Raw genomic sequence first — 23,496 nt, 5'->3', positions numbered from 1 at the left:
CGGACCGCATAGCACGGCGGCCAGGCGTACGACAGGGCACTGCCGCATCCCCGACAGCAACGCGTGACCAGCACGGCCCACGCGCGTAGAGTCACCGTGCCGTCGCTCTGCGCTGTGAGGCTGGGGAAGTCATGCCTGGACGCTGGACCACTGCCGCCGTCTGCCTGCTCGCACTCGTCGCGTTGGCCTGCGAGGCGGGTGGAGACGCGGCACCCCGACCGTCGGGTGGCACAACCCAGCCCGGCTCACCCCGCGTCGTCGCCGCCCTCGGCGACTCGATCACCACCGGCTTCGGATCCTGCCTGGTCCTCACCTCGTGCCAGCGCAACTCCTGGTCGACGGGGGACGGACTGCGGGTCGACAGCCACTACCGCCGGCTGCTCGACCGCAACCCGGGGCTGCGCGGCAAGGCGCACAACCACGCCCGGCCGGGGGCCCGCGCCGGGGCGCTGGCCGGGCAGGCGGAGGCGGCGGTACGCGACCGCGCCGACTACGTGACGGTGCTGATCGGCGCCAACGACGCCTGCCGCGCCACGATCGAGGCGATGACGCCGGTGGCCGAGTTCCGCACCGAGATCGACAGAGGGCTGCGGGTGCTGCGCGAAGGGCGTCCGAAGGCCCGGGTCCTGGTCGTGAGCATCCCGAACCTGTACCGGCTCTGGGAGGTCGGCCACGACGAGCCTCGGGCGGTACGCGCCTGGCGGCGGGGGGTGTGTCCGGCACTGCTGGCCGAGGCGACGTCGACCGCACCGGCGGACCGGAACCGCCGCGCGGCCTTCCGGGAACGGGTCGCGGCGTACAACAGTCAGTTGAAGGCGGCGTGCCGGGCCTACGGCTCCCGATGCCGCTACGACGGCGGCGCCGCGCACCGGGTCCGGTTCGATCTGGATCTGGTCAACGCGCTCGACTACTTCCACCCCAACACGGCCGGCCAGTCCCGCCTCGCCGAGGTGACCTGGCGCTCCTCCGGCTACGCCGACTGATCGCCCGCCTCATCGGGTCGACGTGGCGACGGGATGCGGGGGCCGCTGTGCTGGCGAAAGAGCGCCCGGGAGCGTTCGGCCAGCTTCTTGGTGGCCGAGGAGTTCGCCCAGGTGCCGAGGATGATCGCCGCTCCGGGGACCACCTTGGCGAAGAGCCGTTTCGCCGCGCGTACCCCGGCCATCTGGGCGAGTCGGACCCCGAGGTGCAGCATCACCCGGCCGAGCGGGGCCTGCCCACCGCCGCCGAACAACGCACCCGCCCGTTCCCGGCCGGCCGCCACCCCCAGCGCCACCCGGGCGCTCGCGGCTGCCTTGTGCACCTTCTGCAAGACCAGCAGGTCGGTCGCGCGGTCCGGATGTGTCGGGTCAACGCCGTACGCGGCGGCGACGTGCAGGACCATGCGGGACTGGGTCCAGGCGAGCACACCCACGTCGATCACCGCGCCGGGCAGTCCGGCCGCGCCGGAGACGGCCCCGGAGAGCCGGGCCTGGTTGACGAACCGACGTACCGCCTGCTCCGCCAGGGTCTCCGCGCTGGTCCCGGGCTGGGCGGCCCGGATCCGCTGCGCCCACTGCGCGGCCTCCGGGCCGAGCCGGCGCACCGCCTCCAGGGCGAGATGCTCGGGCGCGTACTGCGGATCCTGGCGCATCCGGTCCCACAGCGTGGCCGGCGGCGCCTCGACAACCGGGCCGCCCGGCGAGGGCGGGGCCGGAGTGACGGGCTGGCCCTCGACGGGCACGGGATCGCTCATCACCTCTCCTTTCGGTGGCGCCCATCCATGTGTACCCCGCCACGGCAACGGCGTACCGTCGGCCGATCAGCCGGGGACGCCGGGCCGGGCGGACCGGCCCGACAGGAATGCACGAGGATGGCAGGTACGTTCTGGCGATCGGGGCCGCCGTCAATCCGGTGACCCGTTACGCACATGCAGGGAGGCCGCACCGGTGCTCGACCCACACGAGCTCTACGAACTCACCGACGATCTGCCCGACCTCGGTCAGCCGGTCCTGATCCAGGCGCTCACCGGTTTCGTCGACGCCGGTAACGCGAGCCGGCTCGCCCGCGAGCAGCTGCTCACCTCGCTGGAGTCCCGCTCGATCGCCCGGTTCGACCTGGACCAGCTCTTCGACTACCGCTCCCGCCGGCCGGTGATGACCTTCGTCGAGGACCACTGGGAGAGCTATGACGACCCGGTGCTGGAGCTGCACCTGCTCCACGACGACGACGAGACGCCCTTCCTGCTGCTCACCGGCCCGGAACCCGACCTTCAGTGGGAGCGGTTCACCGCCGCCGTCGCCGGGCTCGCCGCCCGCCTGGACGTCCGACTCACCGTCGGGCTCAACGCGATTCCGATGGCGGTGCCGCACACCCGACCGACAGGCGTGACCGCGCACGCCACCCGGCGTGATCTGATCGCCGGCTACGAACCGTGGCTGCAACGGGTACAGGTCCCCGGCAGCGTGGGCCACCTGCTGGAGTTCCGCCTCGGCGAGGCGGGCCGCGACGCGCTGGGCTTCGCCGCGCACGTGCCGCACTACGTGGCGCAGGCCGAGTACCCGGCCGCCGCCGAGGTGCTGCTGGCGTCGGTGTCCCGCAGCACCGGGCTGCTGTTGCCCCGGGACGGGCTGCGTTCGGCCGCCGAGGTGGTCCGGGTGGAGATCGACAGGCAGGTCGCCCAGAGCGACGAGGCCACCACCCTGGTCCAGGCCCTTGAGGAGCAGTACGACGCGTACGCCCGGGGTCGGGGGGAGAAGAACCTGCTCGCCACGGAGAACGGCCCGCTGCCCACGGCGGAGGAACTCGGCGCAGAATTGGAGCGTTTCCTCGCCGAACAGACCCGCCCGAACGACACCCCGGGAGGCTGAACCGGGGCCGTCGGGCTGAGCCAGGTGGCACGCCGACGACGAGGGTGGCGCGTGTCGGCCGGCGGTGGCCGGGCGGGCCTGGCCGGGATGGGGCAGGCTGGCATCATGCGCCTCGCGACGTGGAACGTGAACTCGGTGAAGGCCCGGCTGCCCCGGCTGCTGGACTGGCTGGCCGGCACCGGGCCGGACGTGGTCTGCCTACAAGAGACCAAGTGCCCGGACGGTGCCTTCCCGGCGACCGAGGTGGGTGAGCTGGGGTACACGGTGGCCAGTCACAGCGACGGCCGCTGGAACGGGGTCGCCATCCTGTCCCGGGTCGGGCTCGCCGACGTCACCGTCGGGTTTCCCGACGAACCCGGATTCCCCGATCCGGAGGCCCGGGCGATCTCGGCCACCTGCGGCGGGCTGCGGGTCTGGTCGGTGTACGTGCCGAACGGCCGCACCCCCGACGACCCGCACTACGCGTACAAGTTGGCCTGGTTGGCGGCGCTGCGGGACGCGCTGGACACCGAGTTGACCAACCGGGCGCCACTGGCCGTCTGCGGTGACTTCAACGTGGCGCCCACCGACGACGACGTGTGGGATCCGGCGCTGTTCGTCAACTCCACCCACGTCACCCCGCCCGAACGGGCCGCCCTGGCGGCGCTGCGCGATCTCGGCCTCACCGACGTGGTGCCCACCCCGATGAAGGGACCGCACCCGTTCACGTACTGGGACTACCGGGCCGGCATGTTCCACCAGAACAAGGGCATGCGCATCGACCTGGTCTACGCCTCCGCGCCGCTGGCCCGCGCCGTCCGGTCCGCGTACGTGGACCGGGAGGCCCGCAAGGGCAAGGGCCCCTCCGACCACGCCCCCATCGTCGTCGATGCCGACTTGGTCCCCGCCGTCGAGTCCTTCTGACCCGCGACACCGCCCGCCCGACCCGGATGCGCGCCGGGCGGCTGCTGGACGCCAGGCGGGCACCGGCCGGCACACTCGACGACGCGAGATGCCGGCCCAGCGCCGCGAGATGCCGCAACCCGGCCTCTCCTGCCGGCCGGAAAGCCCCACTTGCCGCAACCCGCGACCGTGCTCGTGCCCGCTCCCCCTGGCGAGGGCACCGGCTAGGGTGAGGCCATGGCAGTCGTGAAGATCAACGCGATCGACGTTCCGCCCGGTGCCGGCGAGGAGTTGGAGAAGCGGTTCGCCGCCCGGGCCCGCGCGGTGGAGAACTCCCCCGGCTTCCTCGGCTTCGAACTGCTGCGCCCGGTGGCCGGTGAGAACCGCTACTTCGTCTACACCCGGTGGGAGACCGAGCAGGCGTACCAGGACTGGGCCGCCGGCCCCGCCCGAGCCGCCCACGCCACCCCGCCCGGAGCCGAGCAGCGGCCCCCCGTCGCCTCCGGTGCCACCCTCCTGGAATTCGAGGTCGTGCAGCAGGTCCCCTGACGGGTGGGTTCCCTGTCGCTGCTGAAGCCGGACCGGAGCAGTAGCGGCGGGTGAGTCAGGAGGGTCGGGTGGTGGTGAGGGTGGCGAAGGCGATCACGTTGTCGGCGTAGCCGGTGCCGCCGCCGAGCCACTCGCCGCCGCAGGTGATCAGCCGCAGGCCGGGCGGGCCCTCATGGCCGTAGACCCGGTCTGCCGGGAGCCGGTCCTTCGGGAAGTGTTCCACCGAGTTCACCGTGAAGACGGCCACCGAATCGTCCTCCCGGATCACCTCGACGGTGTCTCCCACCTTCAGTTTGCCCAGGTTGTAGAAGACCGACGGGCCGCTCTTGGTGTCCACGTGCCCGACGATCACCGCCGGACCCGGGTCTCCCGGCACGGGGCCACGGTCGTACCACCCGGTTTCCTCGTGCCGGCTCAGCGGCGGCACGGCGATCGAGCCGTCCGGTGCGTCGCCTACCGGTTTCACAGGTGCCACGACGTCGATCGACGGGATCGACAGGCTCACCGGCCGCGCGGCGGTACGCCCGGCGGGTGCCACCGACGCCCCGCTGGAGCCCCGTTCACCACCGGTGGCGGTCCAGTCCAACGGTCCTCCGACGGTGTGCCCGAGTCCAGCGCCGGTGGCGAACACGCCGGCCAGCACGAGCACCACCGCGAGTGGCAGTGACCACGGGCTGCGCCCGGAGCGCGGCGCGCGGCCGGACCCGCTGGAGCTTCGTGGTGCACGGCGGCGATCGGTGAAGGGTGTCGCGGCGCGAGCGCGACGCGAGCCGATGTCCGGCACGGCCGCCCACCCGTGCGGGCGCGGCGTCGAGCCGGAGCCGGCCGCACGATCACCGCGACCCGGCACCGAACCGGAACCCACCGCACGATCACCATGACCCGGCACGGAACCGAAGCCCACCGCACGGTCACCGGGACGCGGGGGCGGGTTGGTCGACGGTACGAACAGGTCGGGACGGTAGGTGGGACGAGGCGGGCTACCGGCGGGGCGGGCCGACCTGCCGGAGCCGGTTCCCTGGACGGGCCGACGGGAACCGGTGTGTCCGCGCGCACCGGTGGAACCGGTGGGGCGCGGTGCGCGGGCGGCGGGCATGACGGGTCACCGTCGGGTACCGCGACGGCGCGTCGCGGTGACCCAGAGGACCATGCCGGTCACGGTCAACGCCAGCCCGCCGGGGAGCAGCAGACTGGAGGTGACGGCGCGGGCACCACCGCCGAAGCCGGTCGCCGGCCCTCGGCTGGGCTTCATGTGGCGTACCACCTGGATCATGGTGGAGGCGGTCTCGCCGCCCCGGCACTCCAGCTTGACCCGGTAGTTGCCGGGGAGCACCCGGTCCTTCACCATTGCCGTCCCGGTCAGCAGCCCGCGCTGCGGCTGCACCGCGACCCGGCCGAACGCGTCCGAGACGACGATGGCCCCCACCGAGTTGTCGTGGCAGCTGGCCCGGAGGCCGACGAGGTGGCCCGGTTCGACGGTGCTCGGCGACACCTCGACGAAGACGTTCGGTCCCGGCACCGGCTGCGGCGCGGCGACCGGCACGACGCCTGGCACAGCGACCGGCACCGCGGCTGGCGCGGCAACCGGCGGCGCGGCGAGGATGTGCTTGCCGGCGGTGATCGGGGCGGTGGCCGGAGCCGGACCGGCGGCCCGGGCCGGAGTCGCGAGCAGCAGCGGCGCGGCGAGGGCGACCACGAGCAGTGGAGCGAAGGCCGCGAGGGTACGCAGCGGAGCAGCGGACAGTGCCGGACGAGTCTGGGTCACTACTGGCACGATGCCCCCTCCCGGTGCGCCGGGGCGGTCGCCGGGCACTGCCGGACACCCGGTCCTGCTTCCACCGATGATGGTCTCACCACCGGGCGTACATCACATCTGGTCCGGCGCGGTGCTCGCGTACGCTCGGTTGGTGGTGACCTCCACCGACCCGACCCCCGCCGTGGCCGCGCCGAACGTGGCGCGGGCGATCCGTACCTACCACCCGCGTCGCGGCCGGATGAGCGGCCGTCAGGTGGCGGCGTTGGAACAGCTCTGGCCGCGGTACGGACTGCGCGTCACCGACGCCGTTCCGTTCGACCCCGTCGGCCTGTTCGGCCGCCGGGCCCCACTGGTGGTCGAGATCGGATCCGGCATGGGTGACACGACCGCCGAGATGGCCGCCGCCGACCCGGATCGAGATTATCTGGCGGTCGAGGTGCACACCCCGGGAATCGCGAACCTGCTGGACCTGATCCACCTTCGTGACCTGGGCAATGTCCGGATCGTCGAGGGCGACGCGGTGGAGTTGCTCGATCTGCTGCCGCCCGACTCGTTGGACGCGGTGCACGTCTTCTTCCCGGATCCGTGGCCGAAGTCCCGTCACCACAAGCGGCGGCTGATCCAGCCGGCGCACGTCGCCCGGCTGCGTTCCCGGTTGGCTGTCGGCGGCACGCTGCACTGCGCCACCGACTGGGCGGAGTACGCCGAGTCCATGCGGCGGACCCTGGATGCCGACCCGGGCCTGGTCAACGCGTACGACGGGTACGCTCCCCGGCCCGCCTACCGGCCGGTGACCCGGTTCGAGCGGCGGGCCCTGCGCGCCGGCCGCCCGATCGCCGACCTGATCTACCGCCGGCGCTGAGGTGGCGCGACGCCGGCAGGCCGGCGCCCGCGCCCCCGGTGCCAGACCCCCGGCTGGCGTCCACGACCGGTGCCCGGCCCTCCCCGGTTGGCGTCCCGGCGTGTGATCCAGGCACCATGGACCGGCCATGACACTCACCGCCGCGCTGCCGAAGACCGCCGACCCCGACACTCTCTACGACGCGTTCGCCAGTTGGGCGTCCGAGCGCGGCCTGGACCTCTATCCCCACCAGGAGGAGGCGGTCATCGAGATCGTCTCCGGGGCCAACGTGATCATGAATACGCCGACCGGCTCGGGCAAGAGCCTGGTCGCCATCGCCGGTCACTTCGCCGCCCTGGCCGACAGCCGGACGACCTTCTACACCGCGCCGATCAAGGCGCTGGTGTCGGAGAAGTTCTTCGCCCTGTGTGAGGTCTTCGGCGCCGAGAACGTCGGCATGCTCACCGGCGACGCCAGCGTCAACGCCGACGCCCCGATCATCTGCTGCACCGCGGAGATCCTGGCCAATCTGGCGCTGCGCGAGGGCAGCCGGGCCGACGTCGGCCAGGTGATCATGGACGAGTTCCACTTCTACGCCGAACCGGACCGGGGCTGGGCCTGGCAGGTGCCGCTGATCGAGCTGCCGCAGGCACAGTTCGTGCTGATGTCGGCCACGCTCGGCGACACCACCAGGTTCGTCGACGACCTGACCCGGCGCACCGGCCGGGCGACAGCCGTCGTCCGCTCGGCCGAGCGGCCGGTCCCGCTGCTCTTCTCGTACGCGATGACACCGCTGCACGAGACCCTTGAGGAGCTGCTGGAGACCAAGCAGGCCCCGGTGTACGTCGTGCACTTCACCCAGGCTGCCGCCCTGGAACGCGCCCAGGCGCTGATGAGCGTCAACGTCTGCACCCGGGCCGAGAAGGACATGATCGCGGCTGCCATCGGCGGGTTCCGGTTCACCTCCGGCTTCGGCAAGACCCTGTCCCGACTGGTCCGGCACGGCATCGGCGTGCACCACGCCGGCATGCTGCCCAAGTACCGCCGACTGGTGGAGACCCTCGCCCAGGCCGGGCTGCTCAAGGTCATCTGCGGTACGGACACTCTCGGCGTCGGCATCAACGTGCCGATCCGCACCGTGCTGTTCACCGGCCTGTCCAAGTACGACGGGGTACGCACCCGGCTGCTCAAGGCCCGCGAGTTCCACCAGATCGCCGGCCGGGCCGGGCGGGCCGGCTTCGACACCCTCGGCCGGGTCGTCGTGCAGGCGCCCGAACACGTCATCGAGAACGAGAAGGCCCTCGCCAAGGCCGGTGACGACCCGAAGAAGCGGCGCAAGGTGGTGCGCAAGAAGCCGCCGGAGGGCTCGATCGGCTGGGGCAAGCCCACCTTCGAACGCCTGGTGGAAGCCGAACCGGAGCCGCTGACCTCCAGCTTCCAGGTCAGCCACTCGATGCTGCTCAACGTCATCGGCCGCCCCGGTGACGCGTTCGCGGCCATGCGGCACCTGCTCACCGACAACCACGAGGACGCCGCCGCCCAGCGCCGGCACATCCGCCGGGCCATCGCCATCTACCGGGCGTTGCGGGCCGGCGGCGTGGTCGAGGAGCTGCCCGAGCCGGACGAGACCGGGCGACGGGTCCGGCTCACCGTCGACCTGCAACTCGACTTCGCGCTCAACCAGCCGCTGTCACCCCTCGCGCTGGCCACCATCGAGCTGCTGGACAGCGAGTCGCCGTCGTACGCCCTGGATGTGCTGTCGGTGATCGAGTCGATCCTCGACGACCCGCGCCAGGTGCTCTCCGCGCAGCAGTTCAAGGCCCGTGGCGAGGCGGTCGCCGCGATGAAGGCCGAGGGCATCGAGTACGAGGCCCGGCTCGAACTGCTCGACGAGGTGACCTGGCCCAAGCCGCTCGCCGAGCTGCTGGGCAACGCCTACGAGATGTACCGGCGGGGGCACCCCTGGGTGGCCGACCACCAGCTCTCCCCCAAGTCCGTGGTGCGGGACATGTACGAGCGGGCGATGACCTTCACCGAGTACGTGCAGTTCTACGGGCTGTCCCGCTCCGAGGGCCTGGTGCTGCGCTACCTCGCCGACGCGTACAAGACGCTGCGGCAGACGGTGCCGGAGGAGGCCAAGACCGAGGAACTCGTCGACCTGATCGAATGGCTCGGCGAGCTGGTCCGCCAGGTCGACTCCAGCCTCATCGACGAGTGGGAGCGGCTGCGCAACCCCACCGACCTGCCCGAGGTCGCCGCCGCTCTGGACGATCGGCCGGCGGCGGTCACCCGCAACCTGCGGGCGTTCCGGGTACTGGTGCGCAACGCGCTGTTCCGGCGGGTCGAGCTGGCCGCGCTACGACAGTGGGACGCGCTTGGCGAGCTGGACGCGGACTCCGGTTGGCACGCCGACGCCTGGGCCGACGCGCTGGAGCCCTACTTCGAGTCGTACGACGGGATCGGGACCGGCCCGGACGCCCGCGGCCCGGCGCTGCTGATGATCGAGCAGGGTCGGGAACGCTGGACGGTGCGGCAGATTCTGGACGACCCGGAGGGCGACCACGACTGGGGCATCAGCGCCGAGGTCGACCTGGCCGCGTCCGACGAGGCGGGTGCCGCCGTCGTCCGGATCACCGACGTCGGTCAGCTCTGAAATTTTTCCTACGGGGGCCGTCCGGGATGCCCGGGCGGCCCCTTTCGTGCCCTGGGCGATGTCAGAGTCGTCGATTAGAATGTATGTACTAATCGAGTTCCTGACCTGGGAGGATGCTCGTGACCGCGCCCATCTCCGCCCCCCTCACGCCGTACGCGACCCTCCTCGGTTTCACCCGGTACGTCGACCGCACCGGCCCGACCAAGGCCAGCTTCGTCGGCGGCCTTCGCCGACAGCGGGCCAGCCGTTCCGGGTTCAACCCGCACGGCCAGTTCGTCAAGGCCCTCAAGGCCGACATCGCCTTCCACACCGGCGGCACCCACCTCGCGCAGGTGGTCGACGTGGTCAAGCCCCGGTGGCGCCCGCTCTACCAGGCGCTCGTGCCCGGCGCGACGGCGTGGCTGCACTCGCTCGGCGAGCCCGCCAGCGTCGACCTCGCCCAGACCCGCGACGCACTGGCCATGCTCGGCGACCTCCCCATCAAGATCAACCCCCACTTCGGCATCCGGTACGCCGACGGGCGCGCCGAGGCGGTACGCCTGCACTTCGACGAGGCCCCGCCCAGCGAGGAAGCGCTGCTGGCCGCCCTGCACCTGACCGCCCGCCACATGGACGCCGTCCTTCCGCACGCCGAGCCGGTCCTGGTCGACGTACGCCGGGGCATCACCCACCGGATGCCCGACGGCGCCAAGTCCGACGAGATCGAACGCTGGCTCGCCGGCGAGGCCGCCGCCTTCCGCGCCATCTGGTCCGCCGCCGCTTGACCCGCCCGCCCCGCCGCGATCACAGCAACTTCGGGAAAGATGCTGTCTCCGGACACCCCGGGGCGACATCTTCCCCGAAGTTGCACACATTCTGGATCACGGGGTGACGACCTCAGGGTTGTCGATCGGGCCGACGATCACTCGCAGCGACGGGAAGAGGTCGCTGAGAAGCTGCCGGCAGGCGGCGCAGGGGGTCACGATCGACCGGCCCCGGTCGCCGACCGTGACGATCGTCTCCAGCTCACCCACGCCCTGCGTGGCGGCGGTGCCGACCGCGATCGTCTCGGGGCACGCTCCGCCAGTCGCATGCACCACGTTGACGGCGGAGATCACGCGGCCGTCAGCGGTACGCGCCGCCGTCGCGAGAGTGTGGGCTGCGCTGCGACAACGCAGCTTTGCCACCGCGCTGGCAGCCTGCACCAGTGCCCGGTCGGTGTCCCGCATCGTCATCGGCGTCCCCGCGTTCCGCTCCCAGCTCGGCGCCCAACGATAGACCTCCGCCGCGCTGGTGCCACCACACCGCCTCCTTTGCTCTGCTTCAACCCACGCATCAATTCGAGGCCGCAACCGCTGCGCCGGGTGAAGCAGAGCAAAGGAGGCCCGGCAGCAACCTCAGGCCGCACACACCACCGTGCGCCCGACCAGGCCCGGACGCCACATCACGACCAGCCCCAACCCGGCCAGCCCAACCCGGCCAGCCCAGCCCGGGCTCCACAGCGCGGCCAGCCCAACCCGGCCAGCCCAGACCGGGCTCCACAGCGCGGCCAGCCCGATCCGGCCACCTCGGCTCGGGGGCCGCCGCACCGCCCCGGACATCGCCGCCCGGTCTCGGACCTCCCCGGAGCCGGCCCAGCCCAGCCCAGCCAGCCGGAGCAGCCCGGCCCAGCCCGGCCGGAGCAGGCCGGAGCGAGGCCCGGGTAACCAGGAGGCGGACCGGGCAACGGCTGCCTATCCTTGGCCACGACATGCAGAATCCAGCCTCACCCGCCGCGACCGATCCCGTTCGGGAATTGCAGCGTCGCCTGTCCCCGCTGATGTTCCGAGACCAGCGTCACCTGCGCCGTCGACTCGACGGGTTGCGGAAGCTACGCGACCCGAGGCGACGCGAATCGGTGCTGGCGGAGATCGTCGCCGAGACGGCTGCGGCGGAGGTCCGGCTGGAGCGGCGGAAAGCGGCGGTCCCGAAGATCGTCTACCCGGCCAGTCTGCCGGTCAGCGAGCGCAAGGATGACATCGCCGCCGCGATCCGCGACCACCAGGTGGTGATCGTGGCGGGCGAAACCGGTTCGGGGAAGACCACCCAGCTACCGAAGATCTGCCTGGAGCTGGGGCGCGGGGTGCACGGGCTGATCGGCCACACCCAGCCCCGGCGGTTGGCCGCACGGACGGTGGCCGACCGGATCGCCGAGGAGTTGGGGACCGAACTCGGTGACGTGGTCGGCTACAAGGTGCGCTTCACCGATCAGGTAGGCGAGAACAGCCTGGTCAAGCTGATGACCGACGGCATCCTGCTGGCCGAGTTGCAGACCGACCGGATGCTGCGCCAGTACGACACGTTGATCATCGACGAGGCGCACGAGCGCAGCCTCAACATCGACTTCATTCTCGGGTACCTCAGGCAGCTCCTGCCCCGCCGTCCCGACCTCAAGGTGGTCATCACCTCGGCGACCATCGAGACCGACCGGTTCGCGCGGCACTTCGCCGGGCCACCGACCGCCGAGCAGCCCGACGGCGAGCCGGCGCCGGTGGTGGAGGTCTCCGGCCGGACCTATCCGGTGGAGGTGCGCTACCGGCCGCTTGTCGAGGTCGCCGACGGCGACGAGGAGGACGCGGACGAGGAGAACGTCCGCGACCAGATCCAGGCCATCGGAGACGCTGTCGAGGAGTTGGCCGCCGAGGGGCCGGGCGACATCCTGGTCTTCCTCAGCGGTGAGCGGGAGATCCGGGACACCGCCGAGGCGCTGGGCAAGCTGGTGCAGAACAAGCGGTCGCTGCTCGGCACCGAGATTCTGCCGCTGTACGCCCGGCTCAGCGTCGCCGAGCAGCACCGGGTCTTCGCCCCGCACGCCGGCCGCCGGGTGGTGCTGGCCACGAACGTGGCGGAGACCTCGCTGACCGTGCCCGGCATCAAGTACGTGGTGGATCCCGGCACCGCCCGGATCTCCCGTTACTCCCAGCGGCTGAAGGTGCAGCGGCTGCCGATCGAGCCGGTCTCCCAGGCCAGTGCCAATCAGCGCAAGGGCCGCTGCGGGCGTACCTCGGACGGCATCTGCATCCGGCTCTACGACGAGCAGGACTTCGACTCCCGTCCCGAGTTCACCGACCCGGAGATCCTGCGGACCAACCTGGCCTCGGTCATCCTCCAGATGACCGCCATCGGCCTGGGCGACATCGCCGCCTTCCCGTTCATCGACCCGCCGGACCGCCGCAATGTCACCGACGGCGTGAACCTGCTGCACGAGTTGGGTGCCATCGACCCGGCCGAGACCGAGCCGACGAAACGCCTCACCACCCTCGGCCGGCGGCTGGCCCAGCTGCCGGTCGACCCCCGCCTGGCCCGGATGGTCCTGGAGGGCGAACGCAACGGCTGCGCCACCGAGGTGATGGTGATCGCCGCGGCCCTGTCGATCCAGGATCCGCGTGAGCGGCCGGCGGACAAGCAGGCCCAGGCCGACCAGGCGCACGCCCGGTTCGCCGACGCCGAGTCCGACTTCGTCGCGTACCTCAACCTGTGGCGGTACCTGCGGGAGCAGCAGCGGGCGCTCTCCTCCAGCGCGTTCCGGCGGATGTGTCGGGCCGAGTACCTCAACTACCTGCGGGTCCGCGAGTGGCAGGACATCGTCAGCCAGTTGCGGCAGGTCCTGCGTACCCCCGAGGGGGATGGCCGGGGACGCGGCCGGCGGGGCGCCTCGGACGGCGCGCCCGACGGCGGCGGGCGGCGTCAGGCCGGCGCGGACCTGCCGGAGGAGATCGACACGCCTAAGGTGCACCAGTCGCTGCTGCCCGGCCTGCTGTCGCACATCGGCCTCAAGGACGCGCAGAAGCACGAGTACCTGGGGGCGCGCGGCGCGAAGTTCGCCCTGTTCCCGGGTTCGGCGCTGTTCCGTAAGCCGCCCCGCTGGGTGATGGCCGCCGAACTGGTGGAGACCTCCCGGCTGTGGGGGCGGGTGAACGGGCGGATCGAACCGGAGTGGGTCGAGCCGCTCGCCCAGCACCTGGTCAAGCGCAGCTACAGCGAGCCGCACTGGGAGAAGAAGCAGGCGGCGGTGATGGCGTACGAGAAGGTCACCCTCTTCGGCGTCCCGCTTGTCACCTCCCGGAAGGTCAACTTCGGTCGGATCGACCCGACGCTGAGCCGGGAGCTGTTCATCCGGCACGCGCTTGTCGAGGGTGACTGGTCCACCCACCACCAGTTCTGGCGGGACAACCAGCGGCTGCTGGCCGAGGTGGAGGAGTTGGAGAACCGCGCCCGGCGGCGCGACATCCTGGTCGACGACGAGACGATCTTCCAGTTCTACGACGAACGGATCCCGGCCGACGTGGTCTCCGGCCGGCACTTCGACAGCTGGTGGAAGACGACCCGGCGGGAACGACCCGAGCTGCTCACCTTCACCCGGGAGCTGCTTGTCAACGCGGGCCGGGGCGGGCTGGACGAGGCCGACTACCCCGACCAGTGGCGGGCCGACGGGGTGGCGCTGCCGCTGACGTACACGTTCGACCCGGGTACCCCGACCGACGGGGTGACTGTCGACATCCCGCTGCCGTTGCTCAACCAGATGCCCGCCGAGAGCTTCGACTGGCAGGTGCCGGGGCTGCGTGAGGAGCTGGTCGTCGCGCTGATCCGGTCGCTGCCGAAGCCGGTACGGCGCAACTTCGTGCCGGTCCCCGACTACGCCCGCGCCGCGCTGGCCGCGATCACCCCCGGGGAGGAGCCGCTGCTGGACGCGCTGACCCGGCAGCTGCGGCGGATGACCGGGGTGACCGTGCCTCGGGACGCCTGGGATCTGGGCAAGCTTCCACCGCACCTGCGGGTCACCTTCCGGGTGCTCGGTGACGACGACAGACCGGTCGCCGAGGGCAAGGATCTGCCGGCCCTGCAACGCCAGCTCAAGGCGGAGGTACGCCAGGTGGTGGCGGCCGCCGCGCCGGAGGTGACCCGCACCGGGCTGACCGGCTGGGAGATCGGCACCCTGCCCCGCACCATCGAGCAGGTACGGGCCGGCTACGCGGTGACCGCCTACCCGGCGCTCGTGGACGAGGGCACCACGGTCGGGGTACGGGTGTTCGACTCGCCGGCGGAGCAGCAGGCCGCCCACTGGGCGGGCACCCGACGGCTGCTGCGGCTGACCGTGCCGTCACCGGCGAAGTTTCTTCAGGGGCGGTTGACGAACGAGGCGAAGCTGGCGCTGTCCCGCAACCCGCACGGCGGGGTGCAGGCGTTGATCGAGGACGCGGCCGGTGCGGCGATCGACAAGCTGGTCATCGAGGCAGGGGGGCCGGCCTGGGACGAGGCGGGCTTCGCCGCGCTGCGCGACAAGGTCCGGGCCGAGCTGGTGGACACCGTGGTGGCGGTGATGGACCGGGTGCGGGCGGTGCTCGCCGCCGCGTACGCGGTGCAGCAGCGGCTCGGCGCGACGCGGAACCTGGCCGTGGTGGCCGCCCTGGCCGACATCCGCAACCAGCTCACCGGGCTGGTGCACGCCGGCTTCATCACCGAGGCCGGGTACGCCCGACTGCCCGACCTGCTGCGCTACCTGACCGCGATCGAGCGTCGACTGGACCGGCTGCCGAGCAACCCGGCACGGGACAAACAGCAACAGGACCGCGTAGCGGTGGTGCAGCGGGAGTACGACGAGTTGCTGGCCGCGCTGCCCCCGGCGAAGCGCTCGTCGGAGGCGGTGCGCCAGATCCGTTGGATGATCGAGGAGTTGCGGGTCAGCATCTTCGCCCAGGCCCTCGGCACCCCCTACCCCGTCAGCGAGCAACGCATCTACCGCGCCATGGACGACGCCGAAAGCCGCTGACCCCACTCCCCTGCCGCCCTTGCCCCCGCGATCTTGCAGTTTTGGTCGCTTTTTCTTCCCCTTTGGCAGGCTTTGTCGCGACGGAAAGTGCAAGATCGCCGAGCAGGGGTCAGGGCAGGGGTTCGACGCCGGGTGGGAGTTGGGCGGTGGTGGTGGCGGTGTGCACGTAGTCGAGCAGGATGCGGCGTAGTTCGCGGCCGGCGTGGGTGGGTACGACGTCGCGGCGGCGGGCCACGGCGATGGTGCGGCGTACGCCGGGCGGGGCGAGCCGGGTCACCCGGATGCCGGGGCGGCGGGCCACCACGATGCCGGGGACCAGGGCGATACCCAGCCCGGCCTCGACGAAGCTGAGCACCGCGTCCATCTCGCCACCGTCGACCGACAGGGTCGGCTCGAAGCCGGCGTCCCGGCACGCCTGAAGGGTGGCGTCGCGTAGGTCGTAGCCCTCGCGGAACATCACCAGGGGCTGGTCGCGCAGGTCGGTGATGCGCAGGTCGGCACCGGGTGCGGCGGCCCGCACCGGGTCGACCGAGGCGACGACCAGGCTCTCGGTGAGGATCGGGTCGGCGCGCAATCCGGGATCGGTGCCCTGGGCGGGCATGATGATCAGCGCCAGGTCGAGGTCGCCGCGGAGCAGGTCCCGGACGAGGTCCTGCGAGCCGCCCTCCTCCACCCGCAGGTCGACTGTGGGGTGGGCGTCGCGGAACCGGCGCAGCACCGGCGGGGCGAGCGAGGTGGCCAGGCTGGGGGTGGCGCCGAGGCGTACCCGGCCGCGCCGCAGGCCGACCAGTTCCTGCACCTCGCGGGTGGCGGTCTCGACGTCGGCCAGGATCCGCTTGGCCAACGGCAGCAGCACCTCCCCCGCCGCGGTGAGCGTGATGTTGCCCCTTACCCGCTCGAAGAGCGGTGCGCCGAGGGTGTCCTCCAGCGCGTGAATTTGCTTACTCAACGAGGGCTGGGTGATGCCCACGATGTCGGCTGCCTGGGTGAAATGTCGTACTTCGGCCACCGCGACGAAGTACTTCAGCTGATGGAGCTGCATCTACATAGCTTATGGCTATCAAGACTGCGGTGTCGATGCATTGGACGACTGATCAAAGTGCTCCTAGCGTCGGTCGAGTGGTAGTCACGACGAGAACCCGGTCGCCCATCCGATCCAATGTCGGCCTTAAGGCCGTCATGGCGGTGACGGGCATCCTGCTGGTGCTGTTCCTCATCGCCCACATGCTGGGCAACCTGAAGATCTTCTCGGGCGCGACGTCGTTCGACCACTACGCGCACTGGCTGCGCGACCTCGGCGCCCCACTGCTGCCCAGCGCCGGGTTCCTGTGGATCCAGCGGGTCGGCCTGCTGGCGGCGGTGCTGCTGCACATCTGGGCCGCCACGGTCCTGGCGTTGCGCGCCCGGGCCGCCCGTCCGGTGCGTTACGCGCACCGCAAGAAGGTGCGGGGCAGCTACGCGGCCCGGACCATGCGCTGGGGCGGCGTGATCATCCTGCTCTTCGTGGTCTACCACATCCTCGACCTGACCACCGGCACGCTGAACCCGGTCGGCGACCCGTCCCGGCCGTACGCGAACGTGGTCGCCGACTTCGCCCCGGAGCGCTGGTACGTCACGCTCTTCTACGCCCTGGCCGTCGTCGCTCTCGGCTTCCACCTGCGGCACGGCGTGTTCAGCGCGTTGCGCAGCCTCGGCCAGCAGACCCCGCGTGGCGAGCAACGGGCCCGGGCGGTGGCGCTGGTCTTCGCCGTGGTGCTCTGCGCCGGCTACCTCGTGGTCCCGTTCGCCGTACTCACCGGATTGGTGTCCTGACCATGGATCTGTTCACCGAGGGCGACCCGATCGCCGACACCAGGGCCCCGGACGGCCCGATCGAGACCCGGTGGGAACGCCGCCGTTTCGAGGCCAAGCTGGTCAACCCGGCCAACCGCCGCAAGATGACGGTCATCGTGGTCGGCACCGGCCTGGCCGGTGGTTCCGCCGCCGCCACGCTCGCCGAGCAGGGTTACCGGGTCAAGTCGTACTGCTACCAGGACAGCCCCCGCCGGGCGCACTCGATCGCCGCGCAGGGCGGCATCAACGCCGCCAAGAACTACCGCAACGACGGCGACTCGGTGCACCGGCTCTTCTACGACACCGTCAAGGGCGGTGACTTCCGCTCCCGCGAGTCGAACGTGCACCGGCTGGCCGAGGTCTCGGTCAACATCATCGACCAGTGCGTCGCCCAGGGTGTGCCCTTCGCCCGCGAGTACGGCGGCCTGCTCGACACCCGTTCGTTCGGTGGCGCGCAGGTGCAGCGCACCTTCTACGCCCGGGGCCAGACGGGTCAGCAGCTGCTGCTCGGCGCGTACCAGGCGTTGGAGCGGCAGATCGGCCTGGGCAACGTGGAGATGAACTCCCGGCACGAGATGCTGGAGCTGATCGTCGTCGACGGCAAGGCCCGGGGCATCGTGGTCCGGGACATGGTCACCGGCGAGATCACCACGGAGTTCGCCGACGCGGTGGTGCTCGCCTCCGGCGGCTACGGCAACGTCTTCTACCTCTCCACGAACGCCAAGGGCTGCAACGTCACCGCCACCTGGCGGGCGCACCGCAAGGGCGCGTACTTCGCCAACCCCTGCTACACCCAGATCCACCCGACCTGCATCCCGGTCTCCGGCGACCACCAGTCGAAGCTGACCCTGATGAGCGAGTCGCTGCGCAACGACGGCCGGGTCTGGGTGCCGAAGGCCAAGGACGACGACCGTGCCCCCCGGGACATCCCCGAGGACGAGCGGGACTACTACCTGGAGCGCATCTACCCGTCCTTCGGCAACCTGGTGCCCCGGGACATCGCCTCCCGCGCCGCGAAGAACGTCTGCGACGAGGGCCGGGGCGTGGGTCCGACGAAGCTCGGCGTCTACCTCGACTTCGCCGACGCCATCGACCGGCTCGGCCGCAAGGCCATCGAGGCCAAGTACGGCAACCTCTTCGAGATGTACGAGCGGATCACCGGCGAGGACCCGTACGAGGTCCCGATGCGGATCTACCCCGCCGTGCACTACACGATGGGCGGCCTCTGGGTCGACTACGACCTCCAGTCGACGATCCCCGGCCTGTTCGTCATCGGTGAGGCCAACTTCTCCGACCACGGCGCGAACCGGCTCGGCGCCTCGGCGCTGATGCAGGGCCTGGCCGACGGGTACTTCGTGTTGCCCAACACGGTCGCCAACTACCTCGCCGCCGGCCCGTTCGAGAAGGTCGACGCGACCCACCCGGCGGCCGTCGAGGCCCGGCGTGACGTGGAGGACCGCATCCAGCGGCTGCTCGCGATCGACGGTGACCGGACTGTGGACTCGTTCCACCGTGAGCTGGGCCAGATCATGTGGGAGCACTGCGGCATGGAGCGCTCCGAGGCCGGGCTACGCAAGGCCATCGACGAGATCCGCGCCCTGCGTGAGCAGTTCTGGCAGCGGGTCCGGGTGCCGGGCAACGGCGAAGGGCTGAACCAGTCGCTGGAGAAGGCCGGCCGGGTCGCCGACTTCTTCGAGCTGGCCGAGCTGATGTGCATCGACGCCCTGCACCGGGAGGAGTCCTGCGGCGGCCACTTCCGCGCCGAGTACCAGACTCCCGAGGGCGAGGCGCAGCGCGACGACGAGCGGTTCGCGTACGTCGCGGCCTGGGAGTTCACCGCCACGGGTGAGCCCTCGGTGCTGCACAAGGAAGACCTGAACTTCGAATACGTCCACCCCACGCAGCGGAGCTACAAGTGAACCTGACCCTGCGCATCTGGCGCCAGTCCGGCCCACAGGACAAGGGTCGGATGGTGAAGTACCAGGTCGACGACGTCTCCCCGGACATGTCGTTCCTGGAGATGCTCGACGTGCTCAACGAGCGGCTCATCCTCGCGGGCGAGGAGCCGGTCGCCTTCGACCACGACTGCCGTGAGGGCATCTGCGGCATGTGCGGCCTCATGATCAACGGGGACGCGCACGGTCCGCAGCGCGGCACCACCGCCTGCCAGCTGCACATGCGGCAGTTCAAAGACGGCGACACCATCGACATCGAGCCGTGGCGCGCCCGGGCCTTCCCGGTCATCAAGGACCTGGTGGTGAACCGCAACGCCTTCGACAAGATCATCGCCGCTGGTGGGTACGTCACCGCGCCCACCGGCAGCGCGCCGGAGGCGCACTCCGTACCTGTGGCCAAGGCCGACGCGGACTCCGCCTTCGAGTCCGCCGCCTGCATCGGCTGCGGCGCCTGCGTGGCGGCCTGCCCGAACGGCTCCGGCATGCTCTTCACCGCCGCCAAGGTCACCCAGCTCTCGCTGCTCCCTCAGGGCCAGCCGGAGCGCTACACCCGGGTGATCGGCATGGTCGACGCGCACGACGAGGCCGGCTTCGGCGGCTGCACCAACGCCGGCGAGTGCACCGTGGTCTGCCCGAAGGGCATCCCCCTGACCACCATCGGCCGCCTCAACCGCGACTACCTGGCCGCCACCACCCGCCACGCCGACACCCCCGGCACCTGACCGCCCCGACCGGACTTCCCCCGTTGATCATGAGGTTGGCGGCAGTCGTTGATCTTCAAACTGCCGCCAACCTCATGATCAACTCCCGCGGGTGGGGGTAGGTCGGTTGAAGGGCGTTGTCGCGGGTAGCAGGTGAGCTACGGGGACGGCGGCGACGAGGGGGCGGCATGCGGGCACTGACCTGGCAGGGCAAGCGGGACGTACGGGTCGAGGAGGTGCCCGACCCGAGGATCGAGGACCCGACCGACGCGATCGTGCGGATCACCTCCACCGCCATCTGCGGCTCCGACCTGCACCTGTACGAAGTCCTGGGGCCCTACCTCAAGCCGGGGGACATCCTCGGCCATGAACCGATGGGCATCGTCGAAGAGGTCGGGCCGGGGGTCACCCGACTCAAGCCCGGCGACCGGGTGGTGGTGCCGTTCAACATCGCCTGCGGCTCCTGCTGGATGTGCCAGCGACAGCTCTACGCCCAGTGCGAGACCACCCAGGTCACCGCCGAGGGCAAGGGTGCCGCGCTGTTCGGGTACACCTCCCTCTACGGCGCGGTGCCCGGCGGACAGGCCCAGTTCCTCCGGGTTCCGCACGCCGAGTTCGGCCCGATCACGGTGCCGGCCGACGGCCCGGACGAGCGGTGGCTCTACCTCTCCGACATCCTCCCGACCGCGTGGCAGGCGGTGAAGTACGCCGACACCCCGCGCGGCGGCACCCTGGCGGTCTTCGGGCTGGGGCCGGTGGGCCAGTTCTGCGCCCGCATCGGCCGCCACCTCGGCGCGGACCGGGTGATCGGCCTCGACCTGGTGCCGGAGCGGCTGGAGATGGCCCGCCGGCACGGCGTGGAGGTGCTCGACATCTCCCAACTCGACGACGTGCCCGGCACGTTGATCGACCTGGTGGACGGACGCGGGCCGGACGCGGTGATCGACGCGGTCGGCATGGAGTCGCACGGCGCGCCGCTGGGCAAGCTCGGCCAGGCCGCCGCCGGGCTGCTGCCGGACAAGCTCGCCCAGCCGATGATCGACAAGGTGGGGATCGACCGGCTCGTCGCGCTCAAGGCCGCGCTCAAGGCCGTCCGGCGCGGGGGCACCGTCTCCATCTCCGGGGTGTACGGCGGCGAGGTGGACCCGCTGCCGCTGATGGAGATGTTCGACCGGGGCGTCCAGGTGCGGATGGGCCAGTGCCACGTCCGGCGCTGGACCGACGAGATCATCCCGCTGCTCACCGACGACGACCCGCTCGGCGTGACCGACCTGCGTACCCACCGGCTGCCGCTGGAGCAGGCGCCGCAGGCGTACGAGATGTTCCAGAAGAAGCAGGACGGCTGCGTGAAGGTCGTCCTCGCCCCGTGAGCCCGTCGACGGGATCACGGCCGTCGATCCTTCGGCCTAGGGTGTGTCCTGGACACACCAGGGGACCGACGGGAGAGACGAGTGACCATCCGGATGGACCGCAGGACCGCACTCGGCCTGGGCACCGTGGCGACGGCCGGCACCGTGTTCGGCAGCGCGGTGCCCGCCGCCGCTGACCCCGCCGAGGCGGCGACCACGGGCGGCGGCGACCGCGAACGGCTCGCCGCCCGCATCGCCGCCGTCTTCCAGCGGGAGAGCACCCGGGCCGGCGGCAACTGGCAGGCGTACGTCAGCCTGACCGGCCCGGACGGGCCACTTGTCGCGGTGGACGAGTCGGCGGACCTGCGGATCGAGGCGTACAGCGTCAACAAGATCGCCGTGGCGGTCGCGGTGCTGGACAAGGTCGATCGGGGTCTGCTCACCCTCGACCATCAGGTCGAGGTGACCCAGGCGATCGTGGTGACCGGCGGCGACGGCATCTTCAGTCTGGACGGCGCCTACCCCAGCCTGGTCACCATCGGCCACGTCCTGGCGAACCTGCTGACCGTCTCCGACGACACCGCGGTACGGCTCTGCGGTCTGGTCTGCCCGGCCGCCGAGCTCAACCAGATCCTCGTCGCGAAGGGCTTCCCGAACACGCAGGTGCAGCCGGTGGCGAACCCGAACCGCTTCTTCCTGGGCACCAGCACACCACGGGAGACCCACGACCTGCTGCGCGCGCTTGTCGGCGGCACCCTGCTCTCCCCGGCCTCGACCGATCTCGTGCTGCGGCTGCTGCGTTCGCCTGTGGCGTTCACCGACGGGGTACGGCGCGAGATGTCCTCCGCCGAACGGGCCCGGGTGGCCACCAAGGCCGGCTGGTTCGTTGACGCCCGACACGAAGCTGGAGTGATCTTCGACACTGCCGGCGCGCCACTTGTCACGTACGCCCTCTTCGCCGACGGGCAGGCCGGCGCGGACGACTTCGGCGCCACCCACCCCGCCGTGCAGGCCCGGGCCCGGTGGGGACGACGGGTCATGGATCTCACCGCCGGTTTCGGTGGCGCCGGCGTCGCCCACCGCAGGCACACGTACCGCCCCAGCAACGGCGGCTGAGAGCGGCCGGCGGCGGCTAACGTGGACTCGGCAGCAACCGAGGGGGGACCATGCGGGCGCCGAACGAGCCGAACGGACGTACGACCGGTCGCCGGATCACGTCGATGGTGGGCCTGGCCGCGTTGGCCGGGCTCGCCGGGGCGGCCTGGGCCGCGCGAAACGTGCCGGCCGCGATCGGCGGCCGACTGGCCGGTGCCCGCGCCGAACGGGCGGCCCGGTCACCACAGTTCCGGGACGGCACGTTCCACAATCGGGCCGACACCCGCACGATGGTGCCCGTCTCGGACCGCAACCTCTTCCGCGAGCTGGTCTTCGGCAAGCAGAAGCGTCGACCCGGTGCAGCCGTGCCGCTGCTGCGGCCGGCCGCCGAGACCGGGATCGACCCGGCGCGCGAACTGAACATCGTCTGGTACGGCCACGCCTCCGCCCTGATCGAGATCGAGGGTCTGCGGGTGCTGCTGGACCCGGTGTGGAGCGACAGGTGCTCCCCCTCGACGGCGGTCGGCCCGCGCCGGCTGCACGAACCGCCGGTACGCCTCGACGAACTACCCCGCCTCGACGCGATCCTGATCTCGCACGACCACTACGACCATCTCGACATGGGCACGGTGCGGGAGCTGACCGCCCGGCAGTCGGCGCCGTTCCTGGTACCGCTCGGGGTCGGCGCCCACCTCGACCGCTGGGGTGTACCGGCGGAGCGGATCATTGAGCTGGACTGGTCGCAGAGTCACCGGGTGGCCGAGTTGGAGATCACCTGCACCGCCGCCCAGCACTTCTCCGGCCGAGGCCTGCGCCGCAACGTCACGCTGTGGAGTTCCTGGGTGGTGGCCGGCCAGCAGCGCCGCGTCTACTACACCGGAGACTCCGGCTACTTCGGCGGGTACGCCGAGATCGGCGCCGCACACGGGCCGTTCGACGTGACGCTGATGCAGATCGGCGCGTACGACCGGGCCTGGCCGGGCATCCACATGTTCCCGGAGGAGGCGGTCGCCGCCCACCTGGACCTGCGCGGCGGGCTGTTCCTGCCGGTGCACTGGGCCACCTTCAACCTCGCCCTGCACGACTGGTCCGAGCCGGTGGACCGGCTCTGGGCCGAGGCGAAGGCCCGCGACGTGCGGCTGGCCGTGCCACGCCCCGGCGAGCGGGTGGTGGTCGACGACCCGCCGCCGGTCGACGGCTGGTGGCAGGCCATCGCCTGACCCCGCACCGGCGGTGCGCCGAGCA

General features: G+C 71.4%; 20 protein-coding genes. 14 read left to right on the top strand and 6 right to left on the bottom strand.

Translation table 11 applies throughout. The features are described 5' to 3' along the window. Positions 1-131: 131 nt before the first annotated feature. Entirely contained in the window at positions 132-983 is an 852-nt protein-coding gene (locus AB0I71_RS26315; protein WP_357588975.1) for a GDSL-type esterase/lipase family protein, read from the top strand. On the opposite strand, the gene AB0I71_RS26310 is transcribed toward AB0I71_RS26315, so the two are convergent. Beyond that, positions 971-1,735, bottom strand: coding sequence for an EcsC family protein (locus AB0I71_RS26310; RefSeq protein ID WP_357588973.1), 765 nt, complete (start codon positions 1,733-1,735; stop codon positions 971-973). The genes AB0I71_RS26315 and AB0I71_RS26310 overlap by 13 nt on opposite strands. Positions 1,736-1,928: 193 nt before the next feature. Between AB0I71_RS26310 and AB0I71_RS26305 the strand changes: the two genes are divergently transcribed. The 3 genes from AB0I71_RS26305 (at position 1,929) to AB0I71_RS26295 (ending at position 4,280) form a co-directional block, all read left to right on the top strand. Further along, positions 1,929-2,849, top strand: a complete 921-nt coding sequence (locus AB0I71_RS26305; RefSeq protein ID WP_357588971.1) for a PAC2 family protein — start codon at positions 1,929-1,931, stop codon at positions 2,847-2,849. 105 nt (positions 2,850-2,954) lie between these two features. Further along, positions 2,955-3,752 carry an exodeoxyribonuclease III gene (locus AB0I71_RS26300; RefSeq protein ID WP_357588969.1) on the top strand — a complete coding sequence of 266 codons (798 nt, stop codon included), beginning with the start codon at positions 2,955-2,957 and terminating at the stop codon, positions 3,750-3,752. 216 nt (positions 3,753-3,968) lie between these two features. Beyond that, the gene (locus AB0I71_RS26295) at positions 3,969-4,280 is read left to right on the top strand and encodes an antibiotic biosynthesis monooxygenase (protein ID WP_357588967.1); all 312 of its coding nucleotides are present in this window, start codon (positions 3,969-3,971) and stop codon (positions 4,278-4,280) included. 55 nt (positions 4,281-4,335) lie between these two features. Here AB0I71_RS26295 and AB0I71_RS26290 read toward each other — a convergent pair whose 3' ends face one another. After that, positions 4,336-4,944, bottom strand: a complete 609-nt coding sequence (locus tag AB0I71_RS26290) for a class F sortase (RefSeq protein ID WP_357589053.1) — start codon at positions 4,942-4,944, stop codon at positions 4,336-4,338. Between the two features lie 438 nt (positions 4,945-5,382). Beyond that, complete coding sequence (locus AB0I71_RS26285; protein WP_357588965.1) at positions 5,383-6,045, bottom strand: hypothetical protein; 663 nt, start codon at positions 6,043-6,045, stop codon at positions 5,383-5,385. Between the two features lie 229 nt (positions 6,046-6,274). Here AB0I71_RS26285 and trmB point away from each other — a divergent pair, with 229 nt between their 5' ends. The 3 genes from trmB to AB0I71_RS26270 all read left to right on the top strand — a co-directional run bounded on the left by trmB (position 6,275) and on the right by AB0I71_RS26270 (position 10,294). Beyond that, complete coding sequence (trmB, locus tag AB0I71_RS26280) at positions 6,275-6,898, top strand: tRNA (guanosine(46)-N7)-methyltransferase TrmB (RefSeq protein ID WP_357589051.1); 624 nt, start codon at positions 6,275-6,277, stop codon at positions 6,896-6,898. 127 nt (positions 6,899-7,025) lie between these two features. Beyond that, on the top strand, positions 7,026-9,530 hold the full coding sequence (locus tag AB0I71_RS26275) for a DUF3516 domain-containing protein (RefSeq protein WP_357588963.1): 2,505 nt from the start codon (positions 7,026-7,028) through the stop codon (positions 9,528-9,530). A 119-nt stretch (positions 9,531-9,649) separates the two neighbouring features. Continuing rightward, on the top strand, positions 9,650-10,294 hold the full coding sequence (locus AB0I71_RS26270) for a hypothetical protein (protein ID WP_357588961.1): 645 nt from the start codon (positions 9,650-9,652) through the stop codon (positions 10,292-10,294). A gap of 96 nt (positions 10,295-10,390) precedes the next feature. Here AB0I71_RS26270 and AB0I71_RS26265 read toward each other — a convergent pair whose 3' ends face one another. Together AB0I71_RS26265 and AB0I71_RS26260 are read right to left on the bottom strand one after the other, a co-directional pair. Further along, positions 10,391-10,744, bottom strand: a complete 354-nt coding sequence (locus AB0I71_RS26265) for a cytidine deaminase (RefSeq protein WP_357588959.1) — start codon at positions 10,742-10,744, stop codon at positions 10,391-10,393. A gap of 162 nt (positions 10,745-10,906) precedes the next feature. Beyond that, a complete protein-coding gene (locus tag AB0I71_RS26260; protein WP_357588957.1) occupies positions 10,907-11,110 on the bottom strand; it encodes a hypothetical protein in 204 nt (67 codons plus the stop codon). Between the two features lie 149 nt (positions 11,111-11,259). On the opposite strand from AB0I71_RS26260, the gene hrpA reads away from it, so the two are divergent. Beyond that, positions 11,260-15,318 carry an ATP-dependent RNA helicase HrpA gene (gene hrpA / locus AB0I71_RS26255; protein WP_357588955.1) on the top strand — a complete coding sequence of 1,353 codons (4,059 nt, stop codon included), beginning with the start codon at positions 11,260-11,262 and terminating at the stop codon, positions 15,316-15,318. Positions 15,319-15,427: 109 nt separating this feature from the next. On the opposite strand, the gene AB0I71_RS26250 is transcribed toward hrpA, so the two are convergent. Continuing rightward, the gene (locus tag AB0I71_RS26250; RefSeq protein WP_357588952.1) at positions 15,428-16,360 is read right to left on the bottom strand and encodes a LysR family transcriptional regulator; all 933 of its coding nucleotides are present in this window, start codon (positions 16,358-16,360) and stop codon (positions 15,428-15,430) included. Positions 16,361-16,437: 77 nt separating this feature from the next. On the opposite strand from AB0I71_RS26250, the gene AB0I71_RS26245 reads away from it, so the two are divergent. The 6 genes from AB0I71_RS26245 (at position 16,438) to AB0I71_RS26220 (ending at position 23,471) form a co-directional block, all read left to right on the top strand. Beyond that, positions 16,438-17,130, top strand: a complete 693-nt coding sequence (locus tag AB0I71_RS26245; RefSeq protein WP_357588950.1) for a succinate dehydrogenase cytochrome b subunit — start codon at positions 16,438-16,440, stop codon at positions 17,128-17,130. 2 nt (positions 17,131-17,132) lie between these two features. Then, complete coding sequence (locus AB0I71_RS26240; RefSeq protein WP_357588948.1) at positions 17,133-19,070, top strand: fumarate reductase/succinate dehydrogenase flavoprotein subunit; 1,938 nt, start codon at positions 17,133-17,135, stop codon at positions 19,068-19,070. Further along, positions 19,067-19,828, top strand: a complete 762-nt coding sequence (locus AB0I71_RS26235; protein WP_357588946.1) for a succinate dehydrogenase/fumarate reductase iron-sulfur subunit — start codon at positions 19,067-19,069, stop codon at positions 19,826-19,828. The genes AB0I71_RS26240 and AB0I71_RS26235 overlap by 4 nt, the downstream gene beginning before the upstream one ends. Before the next feature lie 167 nt (positions 19,829-19,995). Next, complete coding sequence (locus AB0I71_RS26230; protein ID WP_357588944.1) at positions 19,996-21,177, top strand: zinc-dependent alcohol dehydrogenase; 1,182 nt, start codon at positions 19,996-19,998, stop codon at positions 21,175-21,177. 93 nt (positions 21,178-21,270) lie between these two features. Continuing rightward, the gene (locus tag AB0I71_RS26225) at positions 21,271-22,272 is read left to right on the top strand and encodes a serine hydrolase (RefSeq protein WP_357588942.1); all 1,002 of its coding nucleotides are present in this window, start codon (positions 21,271-21,273) and stop codon (positions 22,270-22,272) included. A 50-nt stretch (positions 22,273-22,322) separates the two neighbouring features. Next, complete coding sequence (locus AB0I71_RS26220; RefSeq protein WP_357588940.1) at positions 22,323-23,471, top strand: MBL fold metallo-hydrolase; 1,149 nt, start codon at positions 22,323-22,325, stop codon at positions 23,469-23,471. Positions 23,472-23,496 lie beyond the last annotated feature (25 nt).

It is taken from the genome of Micromonospora sp. NPDC049891, from assembly GCF_040660295.1.
In the GTDB taxonomy this organism is placed as follows: domain Bacteria; phylum Actinomycetota; class Actinomycetes; order Mycobacteriales; family Micromonosporaceae; genus Micromonospora.
The sequence above is the reverse complement of the archived record's forward strand: the minus strand, read 5'-3'. Positions and strand labels throughout refer to the sequence as shown.